Origin of the sequence: Thermomonospora curvata DSM 43183 (assembly GCF_000024385.1) — a bacterium.
In the GTDB taxonomy this organism is placed as follows: domain Bacteria; phylum Actinomycetota; class Actinomycetes; order Streptosporangiales; family Streptosporangiaceae; genus Thermomonospora; species Thermomonospora curvata.
On sequence record NC_013510.1, the window covers coordinates 24,192 to 48,681 of the forward strand.

Annotated in this window: 24 protein-coding genes and 1 tRNA gene; 7 read left to right on the plus strand and 18 right to left on the minus strand. The window is 71.8% G+C overall.

The features are described 5' to 3' along the window. Positions 1-18: 18 nt before the first annotated feature. The gene (locus TCUR_RS00100; protein WP_041440401.1) at positions 19-351 is read right to left on the minus strand and encodes a cupin domain-containing protein; all 333 of its coding nucleotides are present in this window, start codon (positions 349-351) and stop codon (positions 19-21) included. 193 nt (positions 352-544) lie between these two features. On the opposite strand from TCUR_RS00100, the gene TCUR_RS00105 reads away from it, so the two are divergent. From TCUR_RS00105 to TCUR_RS00115, 3 genes are all read left to right on the plus strand, one after another. After that, positions 545-1,051, plus strand: coding sequence for a PaaI family thioesterase (locus TCUR_RS00105; protein ID WP_012850413.1), 507 nt, complete (start codon positions 545-547; stop codon positions 1,049-1,051). Positions 1,052-1,241: 190 nt separating this feature from the next. After that, on the plus strand, positions 1,242-2,405 hold the full coding sequence (locus TCUR_RS00110; protein ID WP_012850414.1) for a S1 family peptidase: 1,164 nt from the start codon (positions 1,242-1,244) through the stop codon (positions 2,403-2,405). Positions 2,406-2,752: 347 nt separating this feature from the next. Then, positions 2,753-3,313: a DUF3618 domain-containing protein gene (locus TCUR_RS00115; RefSeq protein ID WP_012850416.1), complete on the plus strand. Its 561-nt coding sequence runs from the start codon at positions 2,753-2,755 to the stop codon at positions 3,311-3,313. A 90-nt stretch (positions 3,314-3,403) separates the two neighbouring features. Here TCUR_RS00115 and TCUR_RS00120 read toward each other — a convergent pair whose 3' ends face one another. The 4 genes from TCUR_RS00120 to TCUR_RS00135 form a co-directional block, all read right to left on the minus strand. Continuing rightward, positions 3,404-4,951: an NCS2 family permease gene (locus TCUR_RS00120; protein ID WP_012850417.1), complete on the minus strand. Its 1,548-nt coding sequence runs from the start codon at positions 4,949-4,951 to the stop codon at positions 3,404-3,406. 125 nt (positions 4,952-5,076) lie between these two features. Next, positions 5,077-6,393 (minus strand): hemolysin family protein, encoded by a 1,317-nt coding sequence (locus TCUR_RS00125; protein ID WP_012850418.1) that lies wholly within the window; start codon positions 6,391-6,393, stop codon positions 5,077-5,079. Between the two features lie 339 nt (positions 6,394-6,732). Next, the gene (locus tag TCUR_RS00130) at positions 6,733-7,587 is read right to left on the minus strand and encodes an RNase H family protein (RefSeq protein ID WP_012850419.1); all 855 of its coding nucleotides are present in this window, start codon (positions 7,585-7,587) and stop codon (positions 6,733-6,735) included. Between the two features lie 411 nt (positions 7,588-7,998). Beyond that, entirely contained in the window at positions 7,999-8,280 is a 282-nt protein-coding gene (locus tag TCUR_RS00135) for a hypothetical protein (RefSeq protein ID WP_012850420.1), read from the minus strand. A 133-nt stretch (positions 8,281-8,413) separates the two neighbouring features. On the opposite strand from TCUR_RS00135, the gene TCUR_RS00140 reads away from it, so the two are divergent. Next, positions 8,414-8,944, plus strand: a complete 531-nt coding sequence (locus TCUR_RS00140; protein ID WP_012850421.1) for a pyridoxamine 5'-phosphate oxidase family protein — start codon at positions 8,414-8,416, stop codon at positions 8,942-8,944. 33 nt (positions 8,945-8,977) lie between these two features. On the opposite strand, the gene TCUR_RS00145 is transcribed toward TCUR_RS00140, so the two are convergent. Next, positions 8,978-9,886, minus strand: coding sequence for a helix-turn-helix domain-containing protein (locus TCUR_RS00145; protein ID WP_012850422.1), 909 nt, complete (start codon positions 9,884-9,886; stop codon positions 8,978-8,980). A gap of 967 nt (positions 9,887-10,853) precedes the next feature. Between TCUR_RS00145 and TCUR_RS00150 the strand changes: the two genes are divergently transcribed. Further along, positions 10,854-11,912, plus strand: a complete 1,059-nt coding sequence (locus TCUR_RS00150) for a DUF418 domain-containing protein (protein WP_012850423.1) — start codon at positions 10,854-10,856, stop codon at positions 11,910-11,912. Positions 11,913-12,026: 114 nt separating this feature from the next. On the opposite strand, the gene TCUR_RS00155 is transcribed toward TCUR_RS00150, so the two are convergent. The 3 genes from TCUR_RS00155 to TCUR_RS28215 all read right to left on the minus strand — a co-directional run bounded on the left by TCUR_RS00155 (position 12,027) and on the right by TCUR_RS28215 (position 15,912). Continuing rightward, on the minus strand, positions 12,027-14,372 hold the full coding sequence (locus TCUR_RS00155; protein ID WP_052305351.1) for a HelD family protein: 2,346 nt from the start codon (positions 14,370-14,372) through the stop codon (positions 12,027-12,029). A gap of 350 nt (positions 14,373-14,722) precedes the next feature. Further along, entirely contained in the window at positions 14,723-15,592 is an 870-nt protein-coding gene (locus TCUR_RS00160; protein ID WP_012850425.1) for an aldo/keto reductase, read from the minus strand. A 191-nt stretch (positions 15,593-15,783) separates the two neighbouring features. After that, positions 15,784-15,912, minus strand: a complete 129-nt coding sequence (locus TCUR_RS28215) for a hypothetical protein (RefSeq protein WP_281055081.1) — start codon at positions 15,910-15,912, stop codon at positions 15,784-15,786. 551 nt (positions 15,913-16,463) lie between these two features. Here TCUR_RS28215 and TCUR_RS27375 point away from each other — a divergent pair. After that, positions 16,464-16,583, plus strand: coding sequence for a DLW-39 family protein (locus tag TCUR_RS27375; RefSeq protein WP_012850427.1), 120 nt, complete (start codon positions 16,464-16,466; stop codon positions 16,581-16,583). 432 nt (positions 16,584-17,015) lie between these two features. On the opposite strand, the gene TCUR_RS27630 is transcribed toward TCUR_RS27375, so the two are convergent. Both TCUR_RS27630 and TCUR_RS26790 read right to left on the minus strand, forming a co-directional pair. Next, positions 17,016-18,014: a peptidoglycan-binding protein gene (locus tag TCUR_RS27630; protein ID WP_012850429.1), complete on the minus strand. Its 999-nt coding sequence runs from the start codon at positions 18,012-18,014 to the stop codon at positions 17,016-17,018. Continuing rightward, positions 18,014-18,181: a hypothetical protein gene (locus TCUR_RS26790; protein ID WP_012850430.1), complete on the minus strand. Its 168-nt coding sequence runs from the start codon at positions 18,179-18,181 to the stop codon at positions 18,014-18,016. Before TCUR_RS26790 ends, TCUR_RS27630 begins: the two co-directional genes overlap by 1 nt. 347 nt (positions 18,182-18,528) lie before the next feature. On the opposite strand from TCUR_RS26790, the gene TCUR_RS00185 reads away from it, so the two are divergent. After that, positions 18,529-18,601, plus strand: a tRNA-Ala gene (locus TCUR_RS00185). Positions 18,602-18,660: 59 nt separating this feature from the next. Here TCUR_RS00185 and TCUR_RS27380 read toward each other — a convergent pair. The 7 genes from TCUR_RS27380 to TCUR_RS00220 form a co-directional block, all read right to left on the minus strand. Next, positions 18,661-20,016 carry a tyrosine-type recombinase/integrase gene (locus TCUR_RS27380; protein WP_012850431.1) on the minus strand — a complete coding sequence of 452 codons (1,356 nt, stop codon included), beginning with the start codon at positions 20,014-20,016 and terminating at the stop codon, positions 18,661-18,663. 108 nt (positions 20,017-20,124) lie between these two features. Further along, positions 20,125-20,274: an excisionase family DNA-binding protein gene (locus tag TCUR_RS27635; RefSeq protein WP_012850432.1), complete on the minus strand. Its 150-nt coding sequence runs from the start codon at positions 20,272-20,274 to the stop codon at positions 20,125-20,127. Beyond that, positions 20,271-21,929 (minus strand): replication initiator, encoded by a 1,659-nt coding sequence (locus TCUR_RS00200; protein ID WP_012850433.1) that lies wholly within the window; start codon positions 21,927-21,929, stop codon positions 20,271-20,273. The genes TCUR_RS27635 and TCUR_RS00200 overlap by 4 nt, the downstream gene beginning before the upstream one ends. Continuing rightward, entirely contained in the window at positions 21,926-23,293 is a 1,368-nt protein-coding gene (locus TCUR_RS00205) for an FtsK/SpoIIIE domain-containing protein (protein ID WP_012850434.1), read from the minus strand. Before TCUR_RS00205 ends, TCUR_RS00200 begins: the two co-directional genes overlap by 4 nt. A 190-nt stretch (positions 23,294-23,483) precedes the next feature. Then, a complete protein-coding gene (locus TCUR_RS00210) occupies positions 23,484-23,756 on the minus strand; it encodes a hypothetical protein (protein ID WP_148232872.1) in 273 nt (90 codons plus the stop codon). A 14-nt stretch (positions 23,757-23,770) separates the two neighbouring features. After that, positions 23,771-24,037: a hypothetical protein gene (locus TCUR_RS00215; RefSeq protein WP_012850436.1), complete on the minus strand. Its 267-nt coding sequence runs from the start codon at positions 24,035-24,037 to the stop codon at positions 23,771-23,773. After that, positions 24,037-24,474 carry a hypothetical protein gene (locus TCUR_RS00220; protein WP_012850437.1) on the minus strand — a complete coding sequence of 146 codons (438 nt, stop codon included), beginning with the start codon at positions 24,472-24,474 and terminating at the stop codon, positions 24,037-24,039. The genes TCUR_RS00215 and TCUR_RS00220 overlap by 1 nt, the downstream gene beginning before the upstream one ends. Positions 24,475-24,490: the final 16 nt, after the last annotated feature.

Here is a 24,490-nt window from a genome sequence, read left to right on the forward strand (position 1 = left end):
ACGCGACCGGGACGTCGCTCATCCGCTTTTGGCAGTGGTCAGCAGGACGGCGGAGTCCTCGACCGCCTCCAGGGCGTGCCGGGCCGGTGGTATCACGAGCAGTTCCCCGGCCGTCCCTTCGATAGAGGCGTCGCCGCTGCGCAGCCGCACCCGGCCGCGCAACACCAAGAGCGTGGCCTCGCCGGGGGACTCGTGCTCGGCCAGTGCGCTGCCGGCACGCAGGGACAGCACGGTCTGCCGCAGGACGTTCCCCTGCCCGCCGTAGACGGTCTCGGCACCGCGTCCGCTGGAGGAGGACGCGGCCCGTTCCAGGAGCCGGTGTTCGATCTCGTTCAGGGAGAACTTCTCCATACCGCCGAGTCTGTCACCGCCGCCGGCGTGGATCTCGGCGCCCCGTTTTCCCGCGTGGCCGGACACCGCTCCTAGCTCTCCGAGCCCTTGGGCGCAGGGCGGTGGGCGGTGTGCTGATCACCGGTACGTATGATGCACGCGGTATGCATCCGTGCATATCTCCCGGTTCCGGCTCCTGGAAGGAAGCAGTCCGGTGAGCGACGCCCCTGAGCTTACGGACGAGACGATACGCGTCGCCGAGCTGCCCGAGGAGCAGCGCGAGTACGTGCAGTCCATGTTCCAGTCGGCGCAGCTGAGCGCGCTGCTCGACCTGCGGCTCGTCGAGATGAGCCCGCGGCACGCGCTGGTCTCCATGCCCATCGCCCCGCAGGCGTTCAACAGCGCCGGCCGGCTGCACGGCGGCGCCATCGCCACGCTGATCGACCAGGCCGCCGGGACCGTCGCCGCCCGCGCCGGCGACCTCGACCTGGCCACCCACAACCTGGTGACCGTGGACATGCACGTGCGCTACTTGGCACGTGCCAAGGGCGAGCGGGTGTACGCCAGGGCCGAGATCATCAAGGCCGGCAGCCGGCTCATCACCGTCGAGTGCAAGGTCACCGACGACGAGGAGCAGCTGGTGGCCTCCGCCGACTTCGCCATGATGATCATCCCGCGCACCGACCGTCCCCGGGCCAACGGGCAGGCGCCCGAGAGCTGAACCGGCCGTTCGGCGTCTCCACGCGCGGTGACCCCTGGCCGTTGGCGCGGCCTTGGCGGGCTGCACGTCTTTGAGCGGTGAGGTCCGCGGCGCCTCAGGCATGTCCCTTCAGTCCCGGGAGTTGAACTTCGCCCCGTCCCGGAGCCGTATCGCCCGGACGTAGGTCCAGACATCGAAGCCGGGAGGGGCCATGAGGCGTCCGGGTGCAGGTGATGAGAGCCGTCTGCGCACCGTGGTTCTCGCCGCCGGAGTGGTCGTCGGGACCGCCGGGCTGGCGGCCGGATCGCTGTATGCGGTGCAGGCCGGGGAACCGGCCGAACGCCCTGCGGGAACGGCGGACGCCGCGCTGACGGGAGCCGGCGGCACCCCGGGCGAGGCGGTGCGGGCGGAACCGGCCACGGCGGACCGGGCCGGCGCCGACGTCCTGGCCGCCCGGCTGGCCCGGCGGCTCGGCGACCGCACGGCCGGGGCCTACCTCGACGACGCCGGCCGCCCGGTCGTCACGGTCACCAACGCCGCGGACGCCGCCATGGTCCGCCGGGCGGGCGCGGTGCCGAAGCCGGTGCCCCGCAGCCCCGCCACGCTGAACAGGATCACCGGCACCCTGCGGCGCTCGGTGGGGAGCATCCCCGGCACCGGGTGGGCCATCGACCCCGCCGCCGGCCAGGTGGTGATGTGGACGGACGACACGGTCACCGGGGCGCGGATGGCGAGCGTCCGCCGGGCGGCGCGGCAGATGGGCCCGGCGGTGCGGATGGTGCGCATCCCCGGCCGGCTGCGCACGTTCGCGCTCGGCGGCGACGCCATTTTCGGGCAGGGCGCGCGCTGCTCGCTGGGCTTCAACGTCCGCCGCGGTCGGCAGAACTTCTTCCTGACCGCCGGGCACTGCGGCAACGTGGTCCGCACCTGGACCGCCGACCGGCGGGGCGCCCAGGTGCTGGGCACCACGGTGCGCAGCAGCTTCCCCGGCAACGACTTCGCGCTCGTGCGCTCCGCCCCGGGCGCCGCCGGGCAGGGCGCGGTCAACCTCTACAACGGCCGGGCGCAGGACATCGTCCGGGCCGCAGACCCCGTGGTGGGCCAGCGGGTGGTGCGCAGTGGAAGCACCACCGGGGTCAGCACCGGCCGGGTCACCGCCGTCAACGCCACGGTGAACTTCCCCGAGGGAACCGTCACCGGCATGATCCAGACCACCGTCTGCGCCGAGCCGGGCGACAGCGGCGGCCCGCTGTTCAGTGGCACCACCGCGCTGGGCCTGACCTCCGGCGGCGCGGGCGACTGCCGGATCGGCGGCGTCACCTTCTTCCAGCCGGTGACCGAGGCGCTGCGCGCCTTCGGCGTCGAGGTCTTCTGACGTCCCCGCGCCCACCTGATGGAGATGTCCGGGGACCGGGAGGCGGCCCGCGAGGCCATCAACCTCGCCCGGCAGCGCTGCCTCTACGGCCGGGCGGCCCGCCCGGCCGATGCCGCGGACGGCTCACAGCGGCCGTGGCGCGCTGGTTGAGGACGCCGAAACCGGGCATGCACAGCACTCACAGCGGACCTTTGTGCAACACGTGGCCTCCGGCCCTCACGCGGTGGACGGGTGCGGAAAGAAGGTTCGGGGCGGGCGAAGACTTCCGCGTCCATCCCCGGCCGGGGAACGCCTGAGGGCCCGAGGCACCGGGCGGATGCCGCCGTGAACGAGGAAGGGGCACGTCGATGACGACCAGCGAGTCGAAACCGGTCACCAGGCGGCAGGCGGAGGCCGACCGGACGGGTGCGCACCGGGCCGGGGACGGAGGCGGCGTCCGGACCGCCGAGCCCGCGGAGCGCAGGCGCGGCGCGCCGAGCCCCGAGGAGCTGCGGGCCGACATCGAGCGCACCCGCGCCGAGATCGGCGACATCGTGGAGGCGCTGGCGGCCAAGGCCGATGTGAAGGCCCGCGTCAAGGACAAGATCGGGCGGGTCAGGGGGAACCTGGCCGGCAAGGCGCAGCGGGTCTCCGCGCCGCAGGCGCGTTCCACGGCGGCGGTCGTCATCGGCGCCGGGGCGGTGACGGCCGGGACGTGGATGTGGCGTCGCCGCCGGGCCGCCCGGCGGGCCAGGGCGCGGGCACGGGCCGCGGCGGTCGCGCTCGCCCTCACCCGCCCCGTCCTGACCTCGGCCGCCGCCAGGAACCCCTGGGTGCGGGGAGTCGCGGCGGCGTCGGTGGGGGTGATGGCGATCCGGCGCATGCGGCGGCGCCGCCGGGCGCACCGGATGGTCGTCGCGCCGAAGTGAGCCGAAAAGGGAACGAGACCGGCCTTGATGAAGACCGGTCCCGTTCAGGCGTTCCGCGGCCCGCTCCACCGCGGAGGCGCCGTGCGGCGATCAGCTCACGCCGAGCAGTTCCTTGATCGGGTCGAGGGTGAAGTAGATCACGAACATCAGCGAGATCACCCACATCAGCGGGTGGATCTCGGCGAACTTGCGGCGCGCGGCCTTGATCACCACGTAGGCGATGAAGCCGGCCCCGATCCCGGCGGTGATCGAGTAGGTGAACGGCATCAGCACGATCGTCAGGAAGGCCGGGATGGCCATGTCGTAGTCGCTGAAGTCGATGTTGCGGATCTGGGTCATCATCAGGAACCCGACCACCACCAGCGCGGGGGTGGCGGCCTCGAACGGCACCATCGACACCAGCGGCGAGAAGAACATCGCCACCAGGAACAGCAGCCCGGTCACCACGCTGGCCAGCCCGGTGCGGGCGCCCTCGGCGACACCCGCCGCCGACTCCACGTAGGTGGTGTTGGACGACACCGAGCCGACGCCGCCGGCCGCGGCGCCCACCGAGTCGACCAGCAGGACGCTCTTGACCCCGGGCAGGTTGCCGTCCTTGTCCAGCAGCTTGCCCTCGGCGCCCACGCCCACCACGGTGCCCATGGTGTCGAAGAAGTCGGCCAGCATGATGGTGAAGATGAACAGCAGGGCGGCCACCACGCCGGCCCGTTCGAAGCTGCCGAACAGGCTGAAGTCGCCGATCAGGCTCAAATCCGGCATGCCGATGATCTCATCGGGCAGCTTCGGCACGTTCAGCTGCCAGCCGTCGGAGTTGATCTGCGGCTTGCCGTCGGGGCCGACGCCGGAGTTGAAGGGGCCGACCTTGGCCACCGCCTCCACGATGATCGCGATGATCGTGGTGGAGATGATGCTGATCAGGATGGCGCCCTTGACCCGCAGCGCCACCAGCACCACGGCGGTCAGCAGCCCGATCACGAAGACCAGGGTGGGCCAGCCGGACAGGCTGCCGCCGGCCCCGAGCTGCACCGGCACCGAGGATTCGCCCTCGGCGCCGGGGATGCGCCGGATGAACCCGGCGTCCACAAAGCCGATCAGCGCGATGAACAACCCGATGCCCACCGCGATGGCGGTCTTCAACCCGGCCGGGATGGCGTGGAAGACCGCCACGCGGAAGCCGGTCAGCACCAGCACCGCGATGATGATGCCTTCCAGCACCACGATGCCCATGGCGTCTTCCCAGGACATGCCGCTGGCCACGCTGTAGGCCAGCACGGCGTTGAGTCCCAGGCCGGCCGCCATCGCAAACGGGTAGCGCCCGAAGACGCCCATCGCTATGGTGAGCAACCCGGCGATCAGCGCGGTCGCCGCGGCCACCAGGGGGATGGCGGACCCGGGCTCGGTCAGGTCACCGAGGTACTGCCCGTCGGCGTCCAGAGCGGTGCCGATGATCAATGGGTTGAGGACCACGATGTAGGCCATCGTGAAGAAGGTGGCGAGCCCGCCGCGCACCTCCTGGCCCACGGTGGATCCGCGTTCAGAGATCTTGAAGAATCTGTCCAGTGCGTTGGCCGGCTGGGCGGTCTGCCGCCCGTCGGTGGACTTGGTGTCCTCGCCGGCACTGAGGTTCTCACTGCTCACGGCCGCAGACTGGCAGACGCCGACAACGCCCAAAAGGGGACGAGCAGCACGACTTCGCAACGAAAGCGTTACTGCATCGTCCCAGTTCACGACGGTTTCACCGACGTGGTGGCATCGCTCACATTTCAGCTCGTCTGCTGCCGGTCGGCGTCCTGCTTTCCGGCGGCCGACCCCCCGGCCGGGCGTATCCGCACGCCCGTGATGGCGTGCCGGTCGACCGCGGTGACCTCGATGATCCAGCCGCCGGCCCGCACCCGGTCGCCGGGGCGTTCGGGGATGCGGCCGAGCGAGGCCAGCACCAGCCCGGCCACGGTGGTGTAGCCGCCGGGCGGCACCGTGCCGAGCACCACGCCGATGTCGGGCAGGTCGTGGATGGGAAAGCCGCCGGGCAGCAGCAGCGCCCCGTCCGGTTCGCGCCGCACGGCCATCACATCGCGGTCGGTCTCGTCGTAGATCTCCCCGACGATCTCCTCCAGCAGGTCCTCCATGGTGACGATGCCGTCCACCGCGCCGTGCTCGTCGATGACCAGGGCGAACTGCTGGCGGCCGGCCTTGAACTGCCGCAGCGCCTGGGAGACGCGCAGGCTGTCGGGGAGGGCCACCGCGGGACGGGCCACCTCGGCGACCGGTGCGGTCTCGTCGTAGGTGATCAGTTCCCGCAGGTTGACCACGCCGACGACGTCGTCCACATGCCCGGCGCGCACCACCGGCGCCCGGGAGTGGCCCGAGTTCGCCAGCTCCGTGCGGGCCCGCCCGACCGGGGTGTCGGCGGTCAGGGTGAACACCTCGCGGCGGGGCACCAGGATCTCCCGCAGGGTGCGCTCGTGGATCTCCAGCGCACCGGAGATGATCAGGCGCTGCTCGGCGGTCAGCCCCCGGTTGCCGAGCACCAGGTCCCGCAGCTCTTCGGGGGTGAGCTGTTCTTTGACCGCCTGCGGGTCGCCGCCCAGCAGCCGCACCACCACGTTGGTGGACGCCCCCAGCAGCCACACCACCGGGCGGGAGATCATCGACAGCAGGTCCAGCGGCCGGGCCGCCAGCAGCGCCCACCGCTCGGCGAACTGCATCGCCAGCCGTTTGGGCGCCAGCTCCCCGATCACCAGCGTCACGAACGTCAGCAGCGCCGTGACCAGCGCGATCGCCGCCGGCTCGGCCGCCTGTCCCAAGAACCCCAGCACCTCCACCAGCGGCCGGGCCAGCGACACCGCCGCGGTCGCCGAGGCCAGGAATCCCGCCAGCGTGATCCCGACCTGGATGGTGGCCAGGAACCGGTTGGGGTCGCGCGCCAGCCGCACCAGCCGCCGTCCGCCCGGCCCGCGCCGCTCCAGTTGCCGCAGCTGCCCTTCGCGCAGCGACAGCAGCGCGATCTCACTGCCCGAGAAGGCGGCGTTCACCAAGATCAGCGCACCGACCAGCGCCAGCACGGACCAGTAGCCGTCCATGGGCTGCCCCCATCCACTCCCGTCGGCGGGCCGCCTGCGAGCCACACTCGCGGGCGGCCCGCGCCCAAGACCATTCCTCTTGCCGCACGGCCCCGGCCGGGCCGGTCGCGTGCGGGCCGGCCCGCCCGTCCGGACGAGCCGCCGCTCATCGTCCGGGGGACGAGCGCACAGGGTATCGGTCGTCTTTCCAGGGGGGCCGACCGCACCGCGGCCGAGCCGCGCCGGCGCGTCCGGGCGCTCCCGGGCCCGGTGAACGTCGGCGCGGGCACGCTCTGGAAGGCAAGGCGCGAGAGCCTGCGGGTGGCCGTGCCGACGGCTCCGCCCGCGGGCCGGGGGTGCTCAGCCGGCCCCGGGACGGCTGTGCCAGGCGTGCAGGAAGGCGGCGGCCAGGTCCTGGGCGCGGGCGGTGAGCGTGTCCACATCGCCGTCCTGGTCGCCGGCGATGCAGCGGCGGGCGAGGCCGGCCAGGCCGTCGGCGGCCTCGTTGAGGGGGTGGCCGCTGTGCCCGGCGACGTGTTCGAAGCGCAGCCCGGGCCGGGAGGCCACCTGCTCGGCCAGCCGCACCAGGGTCGGTTTGGTGCTCTGGGCGGCGGCGCCGAAGCGGGGGCGCAGGCTGTAGCCGTTCGGCATCAGGCCGACCCGGCCGGACTGCCAGGCCCGCAGGAAGCGCAGCGCGCCCCTGCTGTCGATGAGGAGGGTCATCGGCCGGTCGGTGTCCAGGTCGGTCAGCAGCATGTGGACGGCGCGCAGCTCACTGATCATCGCCCCGGACCTGCCGTTGGGGTTGAGCACCCCCCGGTAGGTGCCGCCCGCGCATCCCCAGTGGCCGGCGCTGCTGACGTACCCCCAGCCGACGTGGGGGTGCTTGAAGCTGGCGTCGGTGGCGGCGATGAGCACGGCCGCGTCCGCCCAGCGGCGCTGCTGCCCGCGCAGGCCGCGCCGCACGATGGCGGCCGGCTTGCGGGGGCGGGCGGGCAGGGCGCGCACCAGCGCCTCGGCCCGCTCGATCATCAGCTCGGCCGAATGCTGGTCGCCGAGGTAGGCCGCGTCGAAGGCCAGGGACACCGCCTCGGCGATCTGCCCGGGGCGTCCGGCGCCGAACACGTGCGGGCGCAGCGCGACGGCCCGGGCCCGCAGGTGCTCGGCGAGCAGGTCCAGCGACTTGTCGAAACCGGCGGGCGACAGCGTGGACATGGGGCCTCTTCGGCTGGGCGGCGCTGCTGGGGGACGGGCGGTTTACTTCACAGTAGCGAGGTCCGGGCGGGATGGACATATTCCCGGGCGGCTCGCTGTCAGATGGCGTTGACCCGGGCGGGGACGGCGCCGGCGGGCGCCGATGCGTGCATTCACGCGGGCGTAAGCCGAGGGAAGAGTTTTCTACGGCGATCTTGCAGAGCCTCTTAAAGGGGAGGGGCGTTGCGGAAAGAGCGCCGACGTCGGGGTGATGCGGAAGCTCTGGAAGAGGAGTTTTCGAAAAGGGGCGCCATTGGCGTCGGCAGGGCGCGGGCGCAGATCCTGAAAGCGGGTCTGCATTCGAAAACCGGTGCCTGGAGCACGCGGGTGGAAAAGGCCGGGCAGAGCGTCTTGCGGGGACGGCGGGCCAGGTCAGGCGCTTCGGCTCGGCCGCGAGCGCATGCTCTGGGCGGCCCTGCGCTGGGCGGCGGCGCGGCGGGCCCGGGCCATGCTCTCCCGCACCCGGGCCGCTCCCCGGGCGGCCACCGAGGCGTCTTTGACCCGGTCCCCATAGACGGCCAGGACCTCTTTCACGGGAGGCGGTGACCATTCCTCCCGGACGGGCTGCGCCACGGACTTTCCGTCGGCGGTGGAGAGCGTCAGCGGCGTGCGGCAGTGGGGGCACCGCACCGCCGAGTGGGCTTCGGTGCTCATACCGCAAATCATTCCCCAGGGGTCTGACAAAACAATCATTCGCCCGGCGCAAGAACCGGCCCGCCGGCCCGGCCGGGAACGATGAGTTCTGCGGGCCCGCCGGGTCGGTACGGGCGGACGAAGGGGGAAGACCATGACGATCAAGGAACCGGTGACCGAACTGAACCCGGCTTTCAGCAGCGCGACGGCGACCGCGACCGAGTGGTCGCAAGGGGAGGCGACCCTGGCGGAGGCCGAGCTGTACTGGCTGGCGACCGTGCGGCCCGATGGGCGTCCGCATGTCACGCCGCTGCTGGGCGTCTGGCTGGACCAGGCCCTGCACTTCGTCACCGGACCGCAGGAACGCAAGGCCCGCAACCTGGCGGCCAACCCGCACTGCGTGCTGCTGACCGGGCGCAACTCGCTGCGGGAAGGGCTGGACGTCGTCGTGGAGGGCGACGCCGAGCGAGTGGACGACGAGGCCTATCTGCGGCGGCTGGCCGGCGCCTTCGCCGGCAAGTACGGCCCCCAGTGGCGGTTGCAGGTGCAGGAGGGCGCGCTCCGGCGCTCCGAGGGCGGCCGGGTGTGGGCGTTCAAGGTGACGCCGGTGAAGGCGTTCGGCTTCGGCAAGGGCGAGACCTACAGCCAGACCCGCTGGCGCTTCCAGCCGCGGCCCGCCGGCTGAGGCCGTCGCCGCCCCCGGCCGGGCGCTGAGGGCTCACTCGTCCAGCTCGCGAAGCAGCCCGTGCAGCAGATCCGGCGTCCGGTCGGGCGGGGGGATCTGCGCGCACAAAGCGTCCAGGGTCCGTGAGTAAAGGTCGATGTCCTGGCCCCTGTCGAGGTACTGGGCGCTGTCCAGGTGCTCCAGGTAGACCACATCGGGCAGGTCGGGCTCCTGGAAGCGCAAGAGCGTGAACGGGCCGCCGGGCGCGCCCAGCCCTTGGCCGAGGGGCGCCACCTGCAGCGTCACATGGGGCAGCGAGCACAGCTCCAGCAGGTGGGCGAGCTGCTCGCGCATCACCCGCCGGCCGCCCAGCCGCCGCCGCAGCACCGCCTCGTCGAGGACCGCCCACAGCTTGGGCGGGGCCGGCCGGGTGAGCAGCCGTTGCCGCGTCTGCTCCAGGGCGACCATGCGCTCGTGCTCGGCGGCCTGGGAACGCGGATGGCGCAGCCGGGCCACCGCCCGGGTGTACTCCTCGGTCCGCAGCAGGCTGGGGACGAACTGCACCTCGTAGATGCGCAGCCGGGTGGCGGCCTCTTCCAGGGCCACGTACAGCTCCAGCCAGCCGGGCAGGATGTCGCCGAACTCATCCGACCAGTGCGGCATGGCGGCCCGGTGGCACAGCGCCATCAGCCCGGCCCGCTCGGGCCCGTCGGGCATCCCGTAGAAGGTGAGCAGGTCGGCCACGTCCCGTTCCTTGATGCCGACCCGCCCCAGCTCCAGCCGGCTCATCTTGGAGGCCGAGCCGCGGATGACGTAGGCGGCGTCCTCGCGCGTGATGCCCCGCTCCTCGCGAATGCGGCGCAGCTGGGCGCCCAGCAGCATGCGCAGGACGGTCGGGCCTCCCCGGGACGAATTGAACATCCGGCTTATAGGCGGCTCGTCAACCGGGTCGGCCATGGACATCAATGCTCCTTTGCATGACGAGCCGGACATTACCTGGCAGGGGCGCTCGGGAGGGGCCTACCACCGTATCGTGCATTGCCTGACAAGTGGCATGGGATCTGCGGTTTTGCGGAAGCATTGCGAATTCTGTCGCTCTCGGCAATGGCTTGCCGGGCGGCCTGGGAGGGGGCGGGGTGCTTTCGTGCGCGCTTGTGCGGCTGAAAACTTCCGCTCCCGCACCGTGTCCGATAATGGCTCAACGCCGCATCCGCAATATGCCGCCCGGTCGATGGTAGAGAGGCCCTCGCCGTGCGGGTACCGACTATGAGAAAGCTCACAAGCGGTCTTTCCGTTCCGTGAGCATGCCGTTCACGGAGGTCTCTCCGACTTTACCGGTGGGGTTTATGGTCCGTCCACAGGACGGCGCGTGAGAGGACTCGGAGGCGGCGGCCGGGTCATCTCTGCGGCGCGGACGGCCGCTCGGGCGGCTCCCCGAGGGGGCGGGTCGCGTCCGGACCCGCTCCGGCTCCGCCGTCCACCGGCCCTGGCCGCGGCGGGGCGCGCCGCGGTTGAATCGGGGCGTGGAAAACCCGGCCCGTCCTGGGGACAACCCTGGGGACAGGCGGTGTACAACCACGCCTCTGCGCTGGTCGGGGCCTGTGGAGAGAAGTTATCCACAGACTGTGGACAGTCATGTTCCCGGCGAGTATCCACAGCGTGTTCCACAGCGTCTCCTCCGGGCGTGGACAACCCCCGCGAATCTGGGGATTGTCCTGGGGAAACACTGTGGGCGACCTGTGGGTTCCGCAGCTCAGCGGCTGTGTAGAACGGTTATCCACCGCCTGTGGATAACTCCCGTCGCGGGGATGGCGGACGCTGTGCACGACCGCCTGTGGATAACTCCCCGCCGCCCGCTCCGCCTCTCCTCCCGCCTGGCACTCTGGCAGTAGCGGCGCAGGCCGCAAGCGGACGAGGACCGGCAGGGCGGATGAGGCTGGAAGAGGAGCGCCGGGAACGGTACGGCCCCGCAGCGAGCAGGGACGACGGCCGCCCCGGATGGGCACGGAGCGGCCGGATCGGCGAGCTCGACGCGGTGCGGGGCCTGGCGCTGTGCGGAATCCTGCCGGCCAACATCGTCGCCATGACCGGGATGGCCGGGGACGAGATCAAAGCCGAGCCCGGCGTGCTGCGGCACCTGTACGAATGCCTGGTGCACCAGCGCTTCTTCCCGGTCTTCTCGGTGCTGTTCGGGATCGGCGCGGCGATCTTTTTGCGGACCGCGCGGACGGGCGCGGAATCACCGCGGGCGGTCCTGCTGGCCCGCTTGGGGTTCTTGCTGATGTTCGGGCTGGCGCACCAGCTGCTGCAGCCCGGCGAGGTGCTGGTGTACTACGCCGTCACCGGGATCGGGGTGCTGCTGCCCGCCACGTTCCTGCCCCGGTGGGCCGTCCTGGCCTGCGGGACGGCGGCCGTGCTCGCCTCCCTGCTCCTCGCCGGCGGAGGCGTCACCTTGATCCCCGGCCTGTTCCTGCTCGGGCTGGCCGCCGTCGACTACGGCGTGCTCGACCTCATCGCGCGCCGAAGCCGCCGGATCACGGCGGCCTTCGCGGTGACGGCGCCGACGGCCGCCGGGCTGGGCCTCTGGCAGGTGCTCATGGGCGCCTCGGCCTTCGGCACCCCGCTGCCGGCGGCCGCCGGGGTCGTCACGGGCGCCGCCTACGCGATGGGACTGCTGGTGGTGCTGCGACATGAGCGCGTGGCCGCGTTCCTCTCCCCCGTCCTGCAGCCGCTGGGCAGGCTGGCGCTGACCAACTACATCACCGCCTCGGCCCTGGTGCTGATGGCCGACCGCCTGCTCGACCTGGGCGGCGACCCGCGCGTCGCGGCCCTGGCCGGCACCGTGGCGGGGATCCTCGCCGCGCAGACGGTGTTCAGCCGCGCATGGCTGCGGCACTACCGCTACGGCCCCCTGGAGTGGCTGTGGCGCTGCCTCACCTGGTGGCGGATCGTCCCCAACCGGCTGCCTGCACGCCCTGCCGCCGGCTGAACACCGAACCTTATGTCAACACGCCGCCTCCGCAGGCCGGGACGGGGACGCCGCAGCGGACACCACCCGGGCCCTTGGCGCAGGTGTTGAAAAGTTCACCGCCGGCGCGCCCGTTCAGCGGGCCGCCGAGAGGATCTGCGGGGGAGAGGGCAGGCGGGTCAGCGCCGCGGGAAGCGGATGCTCGCCGGTGTGCACAATGCCCATGCGTTTCGTCGCTCTGGTCAACGCGACGAATAGGTCGTTGGGACCCTGCGCGCCTTCGGCCAGAATCCGGGCCGGCTCGACGACCAGGACGGAGTCGAACTCCAGCCCTTTGACCCCGCCGGCCGTCAGCACCACGAGCCGTTCCCGCAGGTCCGCCTCTTCGCCCGGGCCGGTGGACGCGCCGAGCGCCCCGGCCAGCTCCTCCCGCAGCGCCGCCGGCGTCACGACGGCCAGGTGACCGCCGCCCAGCGCGGCCAGCTCGGCCGCCACCAGGGCGGACAGGCGGGCGGGCAGCTCGCCGGCGGGAACCTGCGCCAGCCACGGCGGTGAGCCGGCGTGGCGCACCGCCGCCGGCGGCCGAAGGTCCTCGCCGGTCAGTTCGGCCCGCACGGCGGCGGCGAGGTCCATGAACTCGGCGGGCGTCCGGTAGTTGACGGTCAGCCGCTCCAGCCGCCAGCGGCCGGGAACGCAGGCATCCAGCACCTGCGCCCAGGACCAGACGCCGCCGGCGCCGCCGGTCTGGGCCGGGTCGCCGACCACGGTCATCCACCGGGCCGGGCAGCGGCGCAGCAGCAGCCGCCAGGCCATCGGCGACAGCTCCTGCGCCTCGTCCACGACGATGTGACCGAATGCCCAGGTCCGGTCGGCCGCCGCGCGCTCGGCGGCGGTCCGCGGGTCCGGCTCCTCGTGCCGGTCGGCCAGCGCCGCGGCGTCCACCAGGTCGCCGGCGGTCAGCGCGGCCTCGGCGTCGTCGTCCAGGTCGGTGGAGCGGGAACCGAACGTCACATCCAGCACGCCCTGGGCGTAGGCGATCCGGCGGCGCCGCTCGGCCTCGGCCCGGGCCCGGGCGGCGCGGTCGTCTGCACCCAGCAGTTCGGCGGCCTCATCGAGCAGCGGGACGTCCGCGGGCGTCCAGGGCGCCGACGGGTCCCGCAGCAGCGACTCCCGCTCGGCCCGGGAGAGGCCGGGGGCGGCCGAGGCCAGCCGGTCGGGGCAGGAGTACAGGTCGGCCAGCAGCCGCTGCGGCGTCAAGACGGGCCACAGCCTCTCCAGTGCGGCGTGCACGGCCGGGTCGCCGGCCAGCTCCCGGCGGATGGCCGCCACGTCCTCGGCATCGAACAGGTCGTCGACCCGTTCGCCGGGCTCCAGGTCGGCCAGCACCTCGGGCACCAGGATGCCGGCGTTGAGCCGGTCGGCGGCCTGGCGGGCCAGCGCGTCCAGGATGTGCCGGACCACGATCGGCCGGGCCCGGTTGTGCGGCAGGCGCGAGCGCCGGGCCGCCTCGCGGGCGCGCTCGCAGGTCGCCCGGTCCAGGTGCAGCACCAATCCCTGCTCGGTCTCGATCCGTAGCGCCTCGCGGGGAACCCACTGGCGGTCCTTGACGGCGGCGGCCACCACTTCGGCCATCATCGCCCGCCCCTTGATCTCGGCGACCTGCGGCGGCTCCGTCCCGTCGGCCCGCACCCCGGGGAACAGCTCGCCGATGGTCGTCGCCAGCACTCCGGTCTCTCCCAGCGCCGGCAGCACCTCCTCGATGTAGCGCAGGAACGTGCGGTTGGGGCCGACGATGAGCACTCCGCGCCTGGCCAGCAGGTCCCGGTGGGTGTAGAGCAGGTAGGCGGCGCGGTGCAGGGCGACGACGGTCTTGCCGGTGCCGGGGCCGCCCTCCACCACCAGCACGCCCCGGTGGCCGGAGCGGATGACGGCGTCCTGCTCGGCCTGGATGGTGGCCACGATGTCCCGCATCCGGCCGGAGCGGTCGGCCTCCAGCGCGGCCAGCAGCGCGGCCTCGCCGATCTGCGGGGCGTCGGCGTCTTCCCGCCGGGCGTCGAGGAGTTCGTCGTTGAGGTCGATGACGCGCCGGCCTTGGGTGCGGATGTGCCGGCGCCTGTGCACGCCCTGCGGGGCCACCGCGGTGGCCAGGTAGAACGGCCGGGCGGCCGGCGCCCGCCAGTCCAGCAGCAGCGGCTCGGCGTCCGGGTCGTCTGCGGCGTCCTCGGCGGGCAGGCCGATGCGGCCGATGTAGCGGCTGGGGCCGTCCCGGAAATCGAGCCGGCCGAAGCACAGCCCGCGCTCGGCCGCCGTCAGGCGGGCCAGCCGCTGGGTGTAGCGGGACGCGGCGGCCTCGCGGTCCCAGCGTCCCTGGGCGGTGCCGTCGGAGTGCCGCAGCACGTCCGCCAGGCGGGCCGCGGTCTGCTCCCTGAGCCCGTCCAGCCGCCGGTAGAGCCGCGATACGTATTCCTGCTCGCGCGCCATTTCGGCTTTTGACAAAATGCCCTCCGAGGGGTATAATTAAAGAGAGGGTTTTGTTTTTGGTGGCGGGGTGAAGAAATAACGATAACAGCCCGCCGTGCATTCCCCGCGACTGGATTCCATCAAGCCTTTTCAGCGCGCCGTCTTCATCGCTCGCTTACGGTTCCGCGACGTTGCGGACGGTACGGCGACCTGGGAGAACCCCGCGCGGGCAGCCGAGGCTCCCGTTCCGGCAACGGGCCGTCGCGCGCCGAAAGGAGCTGCTCCCTCTTTCCCCGGAGGGGCGACGGGATGAGCCCACGACCGTGCCGCGGGCGCATCCCGCCTCTTATGGTGAACCGCCGATATGCGGTTCAGGCCGCCTTGCCGAGCTGGGCGACCTCGTCGTCGGTCAAGGAGATCGTGGCGGCGGCGAGGTTCTCATCGAGATGGGCCACCTTGGAGGTGCCCGGGATGGGCAGCGTGACCGGCGAGCGGTGCAGCAGCCAGGCCAGCGCTATCTGGGCCGGAGTGGCCTCATGCCGGGAGGCGACCTGCGCCAGCGTGCCGCCGGCCTCGGCCAGGCGGCCGGTGGCCAGCGGGAACCACGGGATGAAACCGATGCCGTGCCGCTCGCAGTGCTCCAGCACCGGCTCATGCTGGCGGCTGGTGAGGTTGTAGAGGTTCTGCACCGTGGCGATCTCGACGATCTTGCGGGCCTCCTCCAGCTCCGCCACGCTGACCTCCGACAGCCCGATGTGCCGGATCTTGCCCTCGCTTTGCATGTCGCGCAGCACGCCGAGCTGCTCCTCCAGCGGCACCTTGGGGTCGATCCGGTGCAGCTGGTACAGGTCGATGCGCTCCAGCCGCAGCCGCCGCAGGCTCATCTCCACGCACTGGCGCAGGTACTCCGGCCGGCCCAGCGGCTCCCAGATGTTCGGCCCGTGCCGGGTGAAGCCGCCCTTGGTGGCGATCACCAGGTCGTCGGGGTAGGGGTGCAGCGCCTCGGCGATCAGGTCCTCGCTGACGAACGGGCCGTAGGAGTCGGCGGTGTCGATCAAAGTCACGCCCAGCTCGACGGCACGGCGCAGCACCCGGATCGCCTCGTCCCGGTCGGCGGGCTCCCCCCACACCCCGGGCCCGGTGATCCGCATCGCCCCGAAGCCCAGCCGGTGCACCGGCAGGTCGCCGCCGATGCGGAAAGTGCCGCTGGCCGCGGCGGGACGCTCGGTCAGGCGGGTCATCTATGCCTTCTCCCTATCTCGATGCCACAGACGGTGAACCTTGTTTCCGCCACGCGGTTCGCAGGGGACGGGCCTTCACCCGAGCCCCGCCCCGACTGCGGCGTACCCGCACGGGACCTGCGAAGACGGCGTGACGGAAACGGTTCGGCGACGATCTTCAGTCTGGCAAGCGCCCCGGGCGCGGCGGCCGGTCAAAGACCGACCCGCCACAGCAGCAGGATCAGCCCGGCCAGGATCAGCCCGGCCACGGCCAGCGGCACCCTGCCCAGCAGGAGCGTGAGAAGGTACCCCAGCAGGATCACCCCGGTGACCGCCAGCATGGCCCGGCCCCCCGGCCGCCTGGCGTCCAGGTCCTCCTCGTCGTCGAATTCGCCGTCCGGACGGTGCGGATCCGCCGGGTCCGTTTTCCGGCCGCCAAGGCCCGCAAACCGGTCATCGATGCCCGGATTCGGCTTGTCCGGGCTTTCCGGGACCGAATCGTCCCCGCGCCCGTCAAGATTCCCCCCAAGCTCGCCCAAGGTTCCATTCCCCGGGCGCGGGCCCGTGTCCTCCTCCTCCGGCCATCGGTCGTCCATGCCTCCGGGACCTGTGGCAGGCCAGGAGATCCCCGCCGACTCCTGTAGCTCGCGCTCCCAGAGGTCGAAGTCGTCCTGTACACCCATGAGGACTCCCTGACCGTCGCCCGGACACTTCACCCGCAATCTCCATCATCCGTCCTTCCCTGTCCGGGGGCGATGAACGGTCCGGTGGACGGGTGAAATTGGGCGACGGGGTGCGGAGGGGGCCGTTCCGGTTGCTAGGCTGCGGAGAGCCCGGGGAAGCGGCCACTTGCCCCTCCCGGGCGGGAATTGTCGAGGCGAAGGGGTCCACCATGAAGAAGCTGATCGTTCTCGCTGTCATCGCTCTCGGCGGCCTGGTGGTGTGGCGTCGCCTGCAGCAGGACCGCGCCGAGCTGGACCTGTGGACCGAGGCCACCTCCTCCGAGAGCTGACCGGCGGCCCGTGGGGCGTGCGTCCCCACCCGGGTTCAGCCGCACGGGAGCGCCTGAGCTTCCGTGAGGCCGGATCGCACGCGGCGGGGCGGCAGGCCGCTTGAGCCGCGTGCCGGGCCATGGCGGGACGCCGGGGAAGACCCCGATGCCGCCCTGGGCCGCGTCCCTCCCGGTGATCGCGCCCAAGCAGCCGGGCTGCACCGGACGCGGCCCGTTCGCGGCGGCCCGCCTGCCATGACCGTGTTCTTCCGCGTTTTCCACACGGGATCCTGAGGGCCGGGGAGGGAGCCCAAGCGGTCTCAGGCAGCCCTCAGGACACGTGCTCGACTTCAGCGACCCCGTCCCGACCCGTTTTGCGCACCGGGACGTCGAAGCGGCCCCCATCCAGAACACCTGACCTGGATGGGCGGCGCGTGCGTTCCGTCCCCGCCGTCAGGTGATGGGCGCCTCCCAGGCCTGCCGCCAGGTCACCAGGCCGACCACGCCGTCGACGGCCAGCCCTTTCTCCTCCTGGAAAGCCCTGCACACCTGCTCGGACCGAGGGCCGTAGGCCCCGTCCACGGTCAGGCGCCATCCGCGCTTGCGCATCTGCGACTGCCACCGGCGGACATCGTCCCCGCGCATGATGGGCGGCTGCTTCAAATAGCGGCCCGGCCACGGCGGAGCCTTCGCCGCGGGAGGCTTGGGCTTGTCAGGGGCCGCATGTCCCAGGGCACGCGCCAGCGCGGCGGCGGTCTGCGGCCCGTACCGCCCCGTCACCCGGTCGACCTCATCGGGGTGCTTGCTCTGGAAGGACCTGACCGCCGCTTCGGTCTCCGCGCCGAAATCCCCGTCCACCCCGTACTCGGGCAGACGCTCACCGGCCTTGAGCAGGGCGCTCTGCAGATCGCGGACGCGATCCCCGGTGTCCCCGCGCTTCAGCTCCGGCTCGCCGGAGGGGGCCTTGCCGTTCCACTTGTAGGGCTTGTACGCCGGCCGGCCGTACCCGGCGATCACATCGGCGCTCCGGACGCGCCGCTTGACGGCATTGCCGGTGTTGCCCTCGATCGTCTGCACCCGGCCGCCGCCGAGCACCTTCTCGACGACGCCGACATGGTCGATGGCGCCGATCGAGTCGCTGCGGCCCCAGTCGAAGAACACGATGTCCCCCGGCTCGGCCCTGTTCACGTTGGCGACGGTGCCGGGGTACCAGCGTCCGATCTTCTGGAAGTCCTGGGCGTGCCAGACCGTGTAGGCCCGGTCCCCGCCCGGCAGGACGGCCGCCTCGTTGCCGCTCTTACGCGCCCAGTAAGTGACCGCCATATCGCACCACGCCGCTTTCCTGAACTCCTCCCCGTGCCGCCCGGCGTAGTCCAGCGTGATCGCGTTCGGCACTCCCGACATGCCGAGGGCGGCCCGGGCCGCGGCCAGCATCCCGCTCGCGTCGCCCATCAGGCCCCCTTCCCGCGGAAGATCCCGTCCTCGTCCGGCTCCCCGTACAGTTCGCGCAGCACCTGCTCCTCATCCGGCTCGGTCGCCCGGTGGACGCCCGGATGCACGTCCACCTCGCTCATGCGGGCGGCCTCCGCCGGGCCTTCCGGTTCCCTGACGTCGGGCATGATTCATCCTCGCTTTGATCTTCGAAGCCGGGAATCGACCGTGGCACGCCCGCAACAACCGGCAAGGACGTGCCACGTCTCCATCACGACGACGCGCCCAACGCACCGGGCCACCGCGGCACTTCGACCTTGCGACCGGCAGCGCCCGACGAGCACGGCGCCGCCACGCCCCATCCTCCGACGCCCCCGGGCCTCCTGCCAGCCAATCGGGTCAAGTCGGACCCTTTCGACACATGGGTCTCCCCCTCCCCGCCACCCCTGCGGGGGCGACTCGCCACCCCGCCCGCACGGTGTACGATCGGTCGCGTTCTCCATCACAACCTCATAGGCACCCCACCGGAGAACAAGGGGCCTTAGCTCAGTTGGCAGAGCACTGGCTTTGCAAGCCAGGTGTCAGGGGTTCGAATCCCCTAGGCTCCACCTGCGACAACGCCCCCATCCGGATCATGGACGGGGGCGTTCGTGCCATTAACGTGCCATTAGCCCACCGGCGCCAGCACACCGGCCGCGCCGTCCTCATCACCGTCACCGTCACCGTCAGCGACCGCCGCCGCCTCGATCTGGGCGTCCAGCGATGCCGCGATGGCCTTGTCCGCCTCCGACGTGGCGTGCTGGTAGATCAGCGCCGCCCGCACCGAGTCGTGACCCATCCGGCGCATCAGGTCCCGCAGGCTCGCACCGCTCCGAGCGGCGATCGTGTTGCCGGTATGCCGCAGGTCGTGGAAGTGCAGGCCCGGGACGCCGAGCGCCGCCACCGCCTCACCCCACCGGGACGCCCGCCGGAAGTTGCCCCGCCGCAGCACACCACCGTTCGCCCCGGTGAACACCAGCGCCGCCGGATCGTCGGCGGTGTACCGGTCGAGGTGATCGCGTATTGCCGGAACGATGCCCGCCGGGAAGACGACGGTACGGGCACCGGCACGGGACTTGGTCGGCCCGAGCACCAGGTCCCCGGAGTCCATCTCCAGGTATTGCCGCCGTACCGTCACCGTCCGGGCCGCCAGGTCGATGTCCTGACGCTGGAGCGCCACCGCCTCACCCCAACGCAGACTCGCGAACGTGGCCAGCAGGACCAACGCCCGGAACCGATCATCACGGCGAACGTTCGCCTCCCCCTTGTCGGCCAGCTCGGAGAGCATCTGTTCGGCCGCCGCCTTGCTCGTGAAGGTGGTCGGGAAGGCGCGCATGGTCGATCCGTCCGGGAGCTGGTAGCGCAGCCGGTAGGCACCCGAGGGCAGCTTGCGGACATTGCCGACCGGCCGCCGGCCGATCCGGTCCGCCAGCTCGAACACCTGGGGAACGGTCAGCACCGGCCGCTCATCCGGCTTTTCATCACCGGCACCGCGGATTCGGCACGGGTTGCGTGGGATGATCCGGTCGTCTTCGGTCGCCGTGGTCAGGACCGCGCGCAGCAGCCGGTACGCCTTGGCGGTCACCGAAGCCGACACGCCCTCACTGAGCAGCGTCATACGCCACTCCCGGATCACGGGAGTGCTCAGCTTGCCCAGCGCGACACCGCCCAGGTACGGCGCGATGTGCCGACGCAACAGCCGCTCGTACAGTTCCACCGTCCGGGGCCGCAGGCCGGGACGCTGTTCGATCCACTTCGCGGCGTAGTCCCCAAGCTTGACTTTCGCCCGGTCCGGGTCCGTCCACTCCCCGTTGAGGATCTGCGCCTCGACAAGGGTCAGGTACCGATCAGCGTCGCCCTTGGTGGCGAACGTGCTGGGAGCGGTACGCATCTTGCCGTCCGGCCCCGGATACCGGGCTTGGTAGCGCCCTGACGGCAGCTTGCGGATATTGCCGAAACGCCGGTGGCCCGCCCTGTTGGCCATCAGGCCGCCCTCCAGACATCGGACGCCGTCAGGGGCTCCACCACACCGCCGGCGATGAACTCACGAAGCGCCGACTCGGGGATGCGGACATGCCCGCGCTTGCCCTCCTCACCGAGCCGAGACGAACCGGATCCGCCGCTCCGCGATCAGCCGCCGAGGGAACCGCTCGGAAGTGTTGAGCAGTTCAGCCGCCTCCGCCACGGTCAGCAGCCGATCACCGGGCGGGAGAGGGTTGGTCTTCGGGGGGTTGCTGGTCACGCTGCCTCCGGAGTTGCCGAAAGTTGAGTGGCCATCTGTGTCGCTTGGTCGAGTTGCCGTCGTCGTTGGATGCGTTCGTCGATCAGGTGCAGCAGCCGTTCATCCAGCGGTCTGACGTCCGGGTCACCAGGCCCCGCCCGCTCCCAGGCGTAGACGCCGTCCGGGTCGTCGGGCCGGGCGGCCGGGATGCCCGCTTCGGCGAGGCGGGCGAGGACCCAGACTTTGCGGTCGGCTTTGTGGTCGGCCAGGGTTTTGCCGGACCACTTGCGGGAGACCAGAATCCGCCGGCCTCCGTAGCCGAGGTGTTCGCGGCGGTGTGCTTTGCCTTTGCAGAAGCCGGGGACCAGGCCGGGCCGGGGGTTCTTGGGCTGGATGCCGTAGCGCAGCCAGTTCGCGCACGTCGGGGAGCACGGCTCATACCGCAGGGCGTCCGCCAGCCGGTCGACGTGCGCCCGCTGGGCTTCGGTCTGCGGTGTGTGGCATTCGGCGACGTTCTTGACCAGGTACTTGGTCAGGTAGCCGATGCAGCGCCGCGCATCCGGAGTGTCCGCCAACACCCCCTCGGCGTGGACCTGAGGACCGAACCGGACCACGTGCAGCGGCTCGGCGTCCGGGTCCGCCCCGAGGGCGTCCAGGGCGTCATCCCAGGTGGGCAGCACCTCCCCGGTGTCCGGGTCCACATAACCGCCCACGCCGTCATCACCGGCCGCCGCGTCCCAGATCGGAAGCCGCCCGTTGGGGTAGACGATCCGATCAGTAGGGGGCCACCACACTTGGTGGTAGGTGGCCGCCGCGACCCGGCGGAGGTCGGCGCGGGAGATGGTGCCGCGGATCGCCATGTGCAGATGCGGCGCCAGCCGGCGTTGCGGTTCGACGGTGGCGAAGTACTGCACGTCGTAGCCGACGAAGCGGCGCAGGTTCTGCACGAACCGGTCGATCAGCTTGGAGAAGTGCAGTGCGTCCCTGGCCGCCCGCCGGTAGTCGTAGGTGGCCGGGTCGACCGGGGTGCCGTCCGCCCGCACCTTGCCATAGCTGTCGAGGGTGAGGGTCAGGAAGATCGACGGCCGGAAGGTCTTGCCGCCCTTGCCGAGGAACGTCCGCCCGACCGTGCGGTTCTCCACCGGCCGGCGGGGCAGGTCGGGCACGTCCTGGCGGCGGCGGGTGGAGCGGGTCCGCCGGGACCGCTGGTCGCCGGTGCGGAGCCTGCCCGCGACGCCGGTGCGTTCGATCTCCCGATCGAGTTCCAGCAGGAGCCCGTCCCACCAGGCAAGGTCCCCATGCTCGTCCGGCCGCCCCGTGGCCTCCACCGCATCCCGCCGCGCCTGGGCGTGGGCGCGCAGTTGCATCAGGTGGCGCTGTTGGGCATCCGGGTCGGCCCGCTCGATGACCGGTTCGGAGTCGAGGTGCCAGCCCTGGCCGCACTGCACCGCCCGGAGCTTGCGCTTGCGCTCAGCGCACGAGGGGCAGACCGAGGCCAGGGTGTGCCCGCAGGGCACGTCGAAGCGTTCGCTCTCGCCGGTGGTCAGGTTGACCCGCCGCATCGGCACCGGCCGGATGCACACCCCGTGCTCGACCGCCACCGCCTTGACGACCTCCCGCGCCAGCGGGGCCAGCGTCTTGACCGGCGCTGTCGTCTGTTCGGGACGGCCGGTCATGCGGCCTCCGGCCGGTAGGTGCCACCCGACAGGGCGTAGGCGACCATCTGCCGGATGTCCTCGTCCGACACGTACGCCGCCCGCACCCGCACCGGATCCGGGCAGGTCTCCAGCCGGACGAACCCGACACCGGCCCCGACCTCCGGAACGGTCGAGATCTGGTCGGCCAGCGCGCCCCGGTCCCGTGCCCCGTCGCCCAGGACCATGTCGACCTGTTCGTCCTCATCCAGCCGCAGCGCGATCCGGTCGGGGAACAGGTTGCGCAGGTTGTTGACCTCTTTGCGGGCGTCCTGCTGGGCGCCGAGCACGCAGTAGCCCACCGACCGGCCCTGACTGGTCAAGATCGCCAACGCGGATTCGGCCCGCTTGCGCAGGTCGCGTTCGGGGCTGTAGGCGGTCAGGAACGCCAGCTCATCCACCACGATCAGCCGGAACGGATGCTCCACCGAGGGGACGAACGTGCGGGTGTGGCCGGCGAACTGGTCGGCGCGGGCGTTCATGTCGCCAGCGGCCTCCTCCAGCAGCGCGACCATCCCACCGCCAGGGTCGGAGGAGTACCGGCCGAACCGCTCGAACAACACGCGGCCGTAGGACAGCTCCATCCGTTTGGGGTCGATGGCCCACACCTCGACCAGCCCGGCGACCATCAACGGCAACACGCCACGGATCACCGACCACAACACCGAACCCTTGCCCGACCCGGTCGCGCCCGCCACCAGGACGTGCGTGCCGAGGAGCCGCAGCCGCCACGGCGAACCGTCCTCCAGGCGGCCGACCTCCACCGCCCGCAGGTCCACCGCAGATGCGTCCGGAATCGGCAGCGCCGGAATCGGGGAGGCCAGGGCGTCGATGCGGACGAACTCCAGCCACACACGGCCCGGCCGATCCCCCTCCCGGACCCGCACCAGGGTCGCGCCGAAACCGTGCGCCAGGTTGGCCGCCACCTTCTCCCAGGCGTCGGGAGCCTGCCCGCGAAGCATCTGCACCAGCAGCCGGTCCGACGCGGCCCCGCACTCGACCCGCCGCAGCGTCGGCAGGTACTCGCGGCCACGGTGGGTTTTCGTGAGTCCGGCGGTGACCAGGACCGGTTGCCAGTGCCGCCGGTACACCCACCAGCCCCGCCACCACGACCACGCCGGACGGTAGACCCGGCGCACGAACGACGCCCGATCCACCGCCGCCCACACCCCCAGGCCGACCACGACCACCAGGCCGACGAGGGCGGGCACGTGCCAGCCGTACCGCCAGGCCAGCCAGCCGGCCCCCACCACGGCACCGGAGACGATCGGGTGGCGCAGGCAGAACACCACCGCGCGGGCCAGGAGGCGGAGCAGGTTGACGAGCAGGACCAGGCCCTCGGGCATGTGCCAGATCGGCGGCGCTCACTTCGGCGCGGCGAACGGATCCCGTTGGGCTTCGACGGCGACGTTGTCGCCCGGCTTGACCTTGCGGAACTCCCACGACATACGCTTGTTCACCTCTTCACTTCTGCACTGGTTGGGGAGAGAACCGGGGCGGCTGGAGGGACCAGCTCCAGCCGCCCCACCGTGCGAGTCAGGCCGCCGACGTGTCCGGAATGGACGTGTCGCAGCGGCAGGCATTTTCGGAGTGCTGGCGCTCGATCTCGGCGACGTAGGCCGTGATCGCCTCGGCCAGCCGGTGCGCCGTGGCCAGGTCGTCATCGGTCGCCAGGCCACGGGTCGCGGGCGAGATCATCAGGCTGAGGTCACCGGCGCTGATGCTCAGGATCGGCCCGCTCTCCGGCCGGTCCGGGTACGTGGAGCAGGCAATGTAGGCGTCCGCGCCCAACAGCACGCTCAGCGACATGAACGAGGACCGGGTCACGCCGCCGCCCCCTTGCCGGTCCGGGCCGAGGAGCGTCCGGAGCGGTAGAGCCGTTCGACCTCAACCGCGTAGGCCGCCGCCTGTTCGGCCAGCCGCCGGGCGAACTCGACCTCACCGGCCCCGAGCCGTTCCGGAAGGGTCAGGGTGACCAGCAGCCGACCGGCCGAGACGGTGAACAGCGGTGTGCGCGAGCGGAACGCCTTGAACTCGCTGGAGGCCCCGGACCCGACCGGCAGCGACAGCGCCGACACCCGCCCCGCCATCAGGCCGCGTCCTTACCGGCCGCCGGACGAGCACCGCCCCGACCCGCCGCCGGAGTGTTGGGAGCCTGGACGCCGGTCGCCCGGTAGGAGTAGGCGATACGGGTGATCGGCTCACCCTGCGGGTTCTTGCCGGACACCTCGACGTACGGCGTCACCGTCATTCCGGTGAACTCCACCGGCCTAAACGGCCCCATCACCGGCTCCGGCAGCACCGGGCACTCCCGCGCGATGACCCGGACCCGGATCGCCGACGCCTTGTGCTTGGCGGCCGGGTCGGCGTCGTACACGTCCACCACCCACACCGGCAGGCCGGTGTCCTTGTCGATCTCCTGCCGCTTGGTGTCGAAGTTGGTCAGCGGCTCGGCCTGCCCGGTGGCGTAGACGCCGTGCGGGAACACCTGCCCGAACTCCACCGGGATCCGTCCCTGGATACCCATCCACATCACTCCTTCT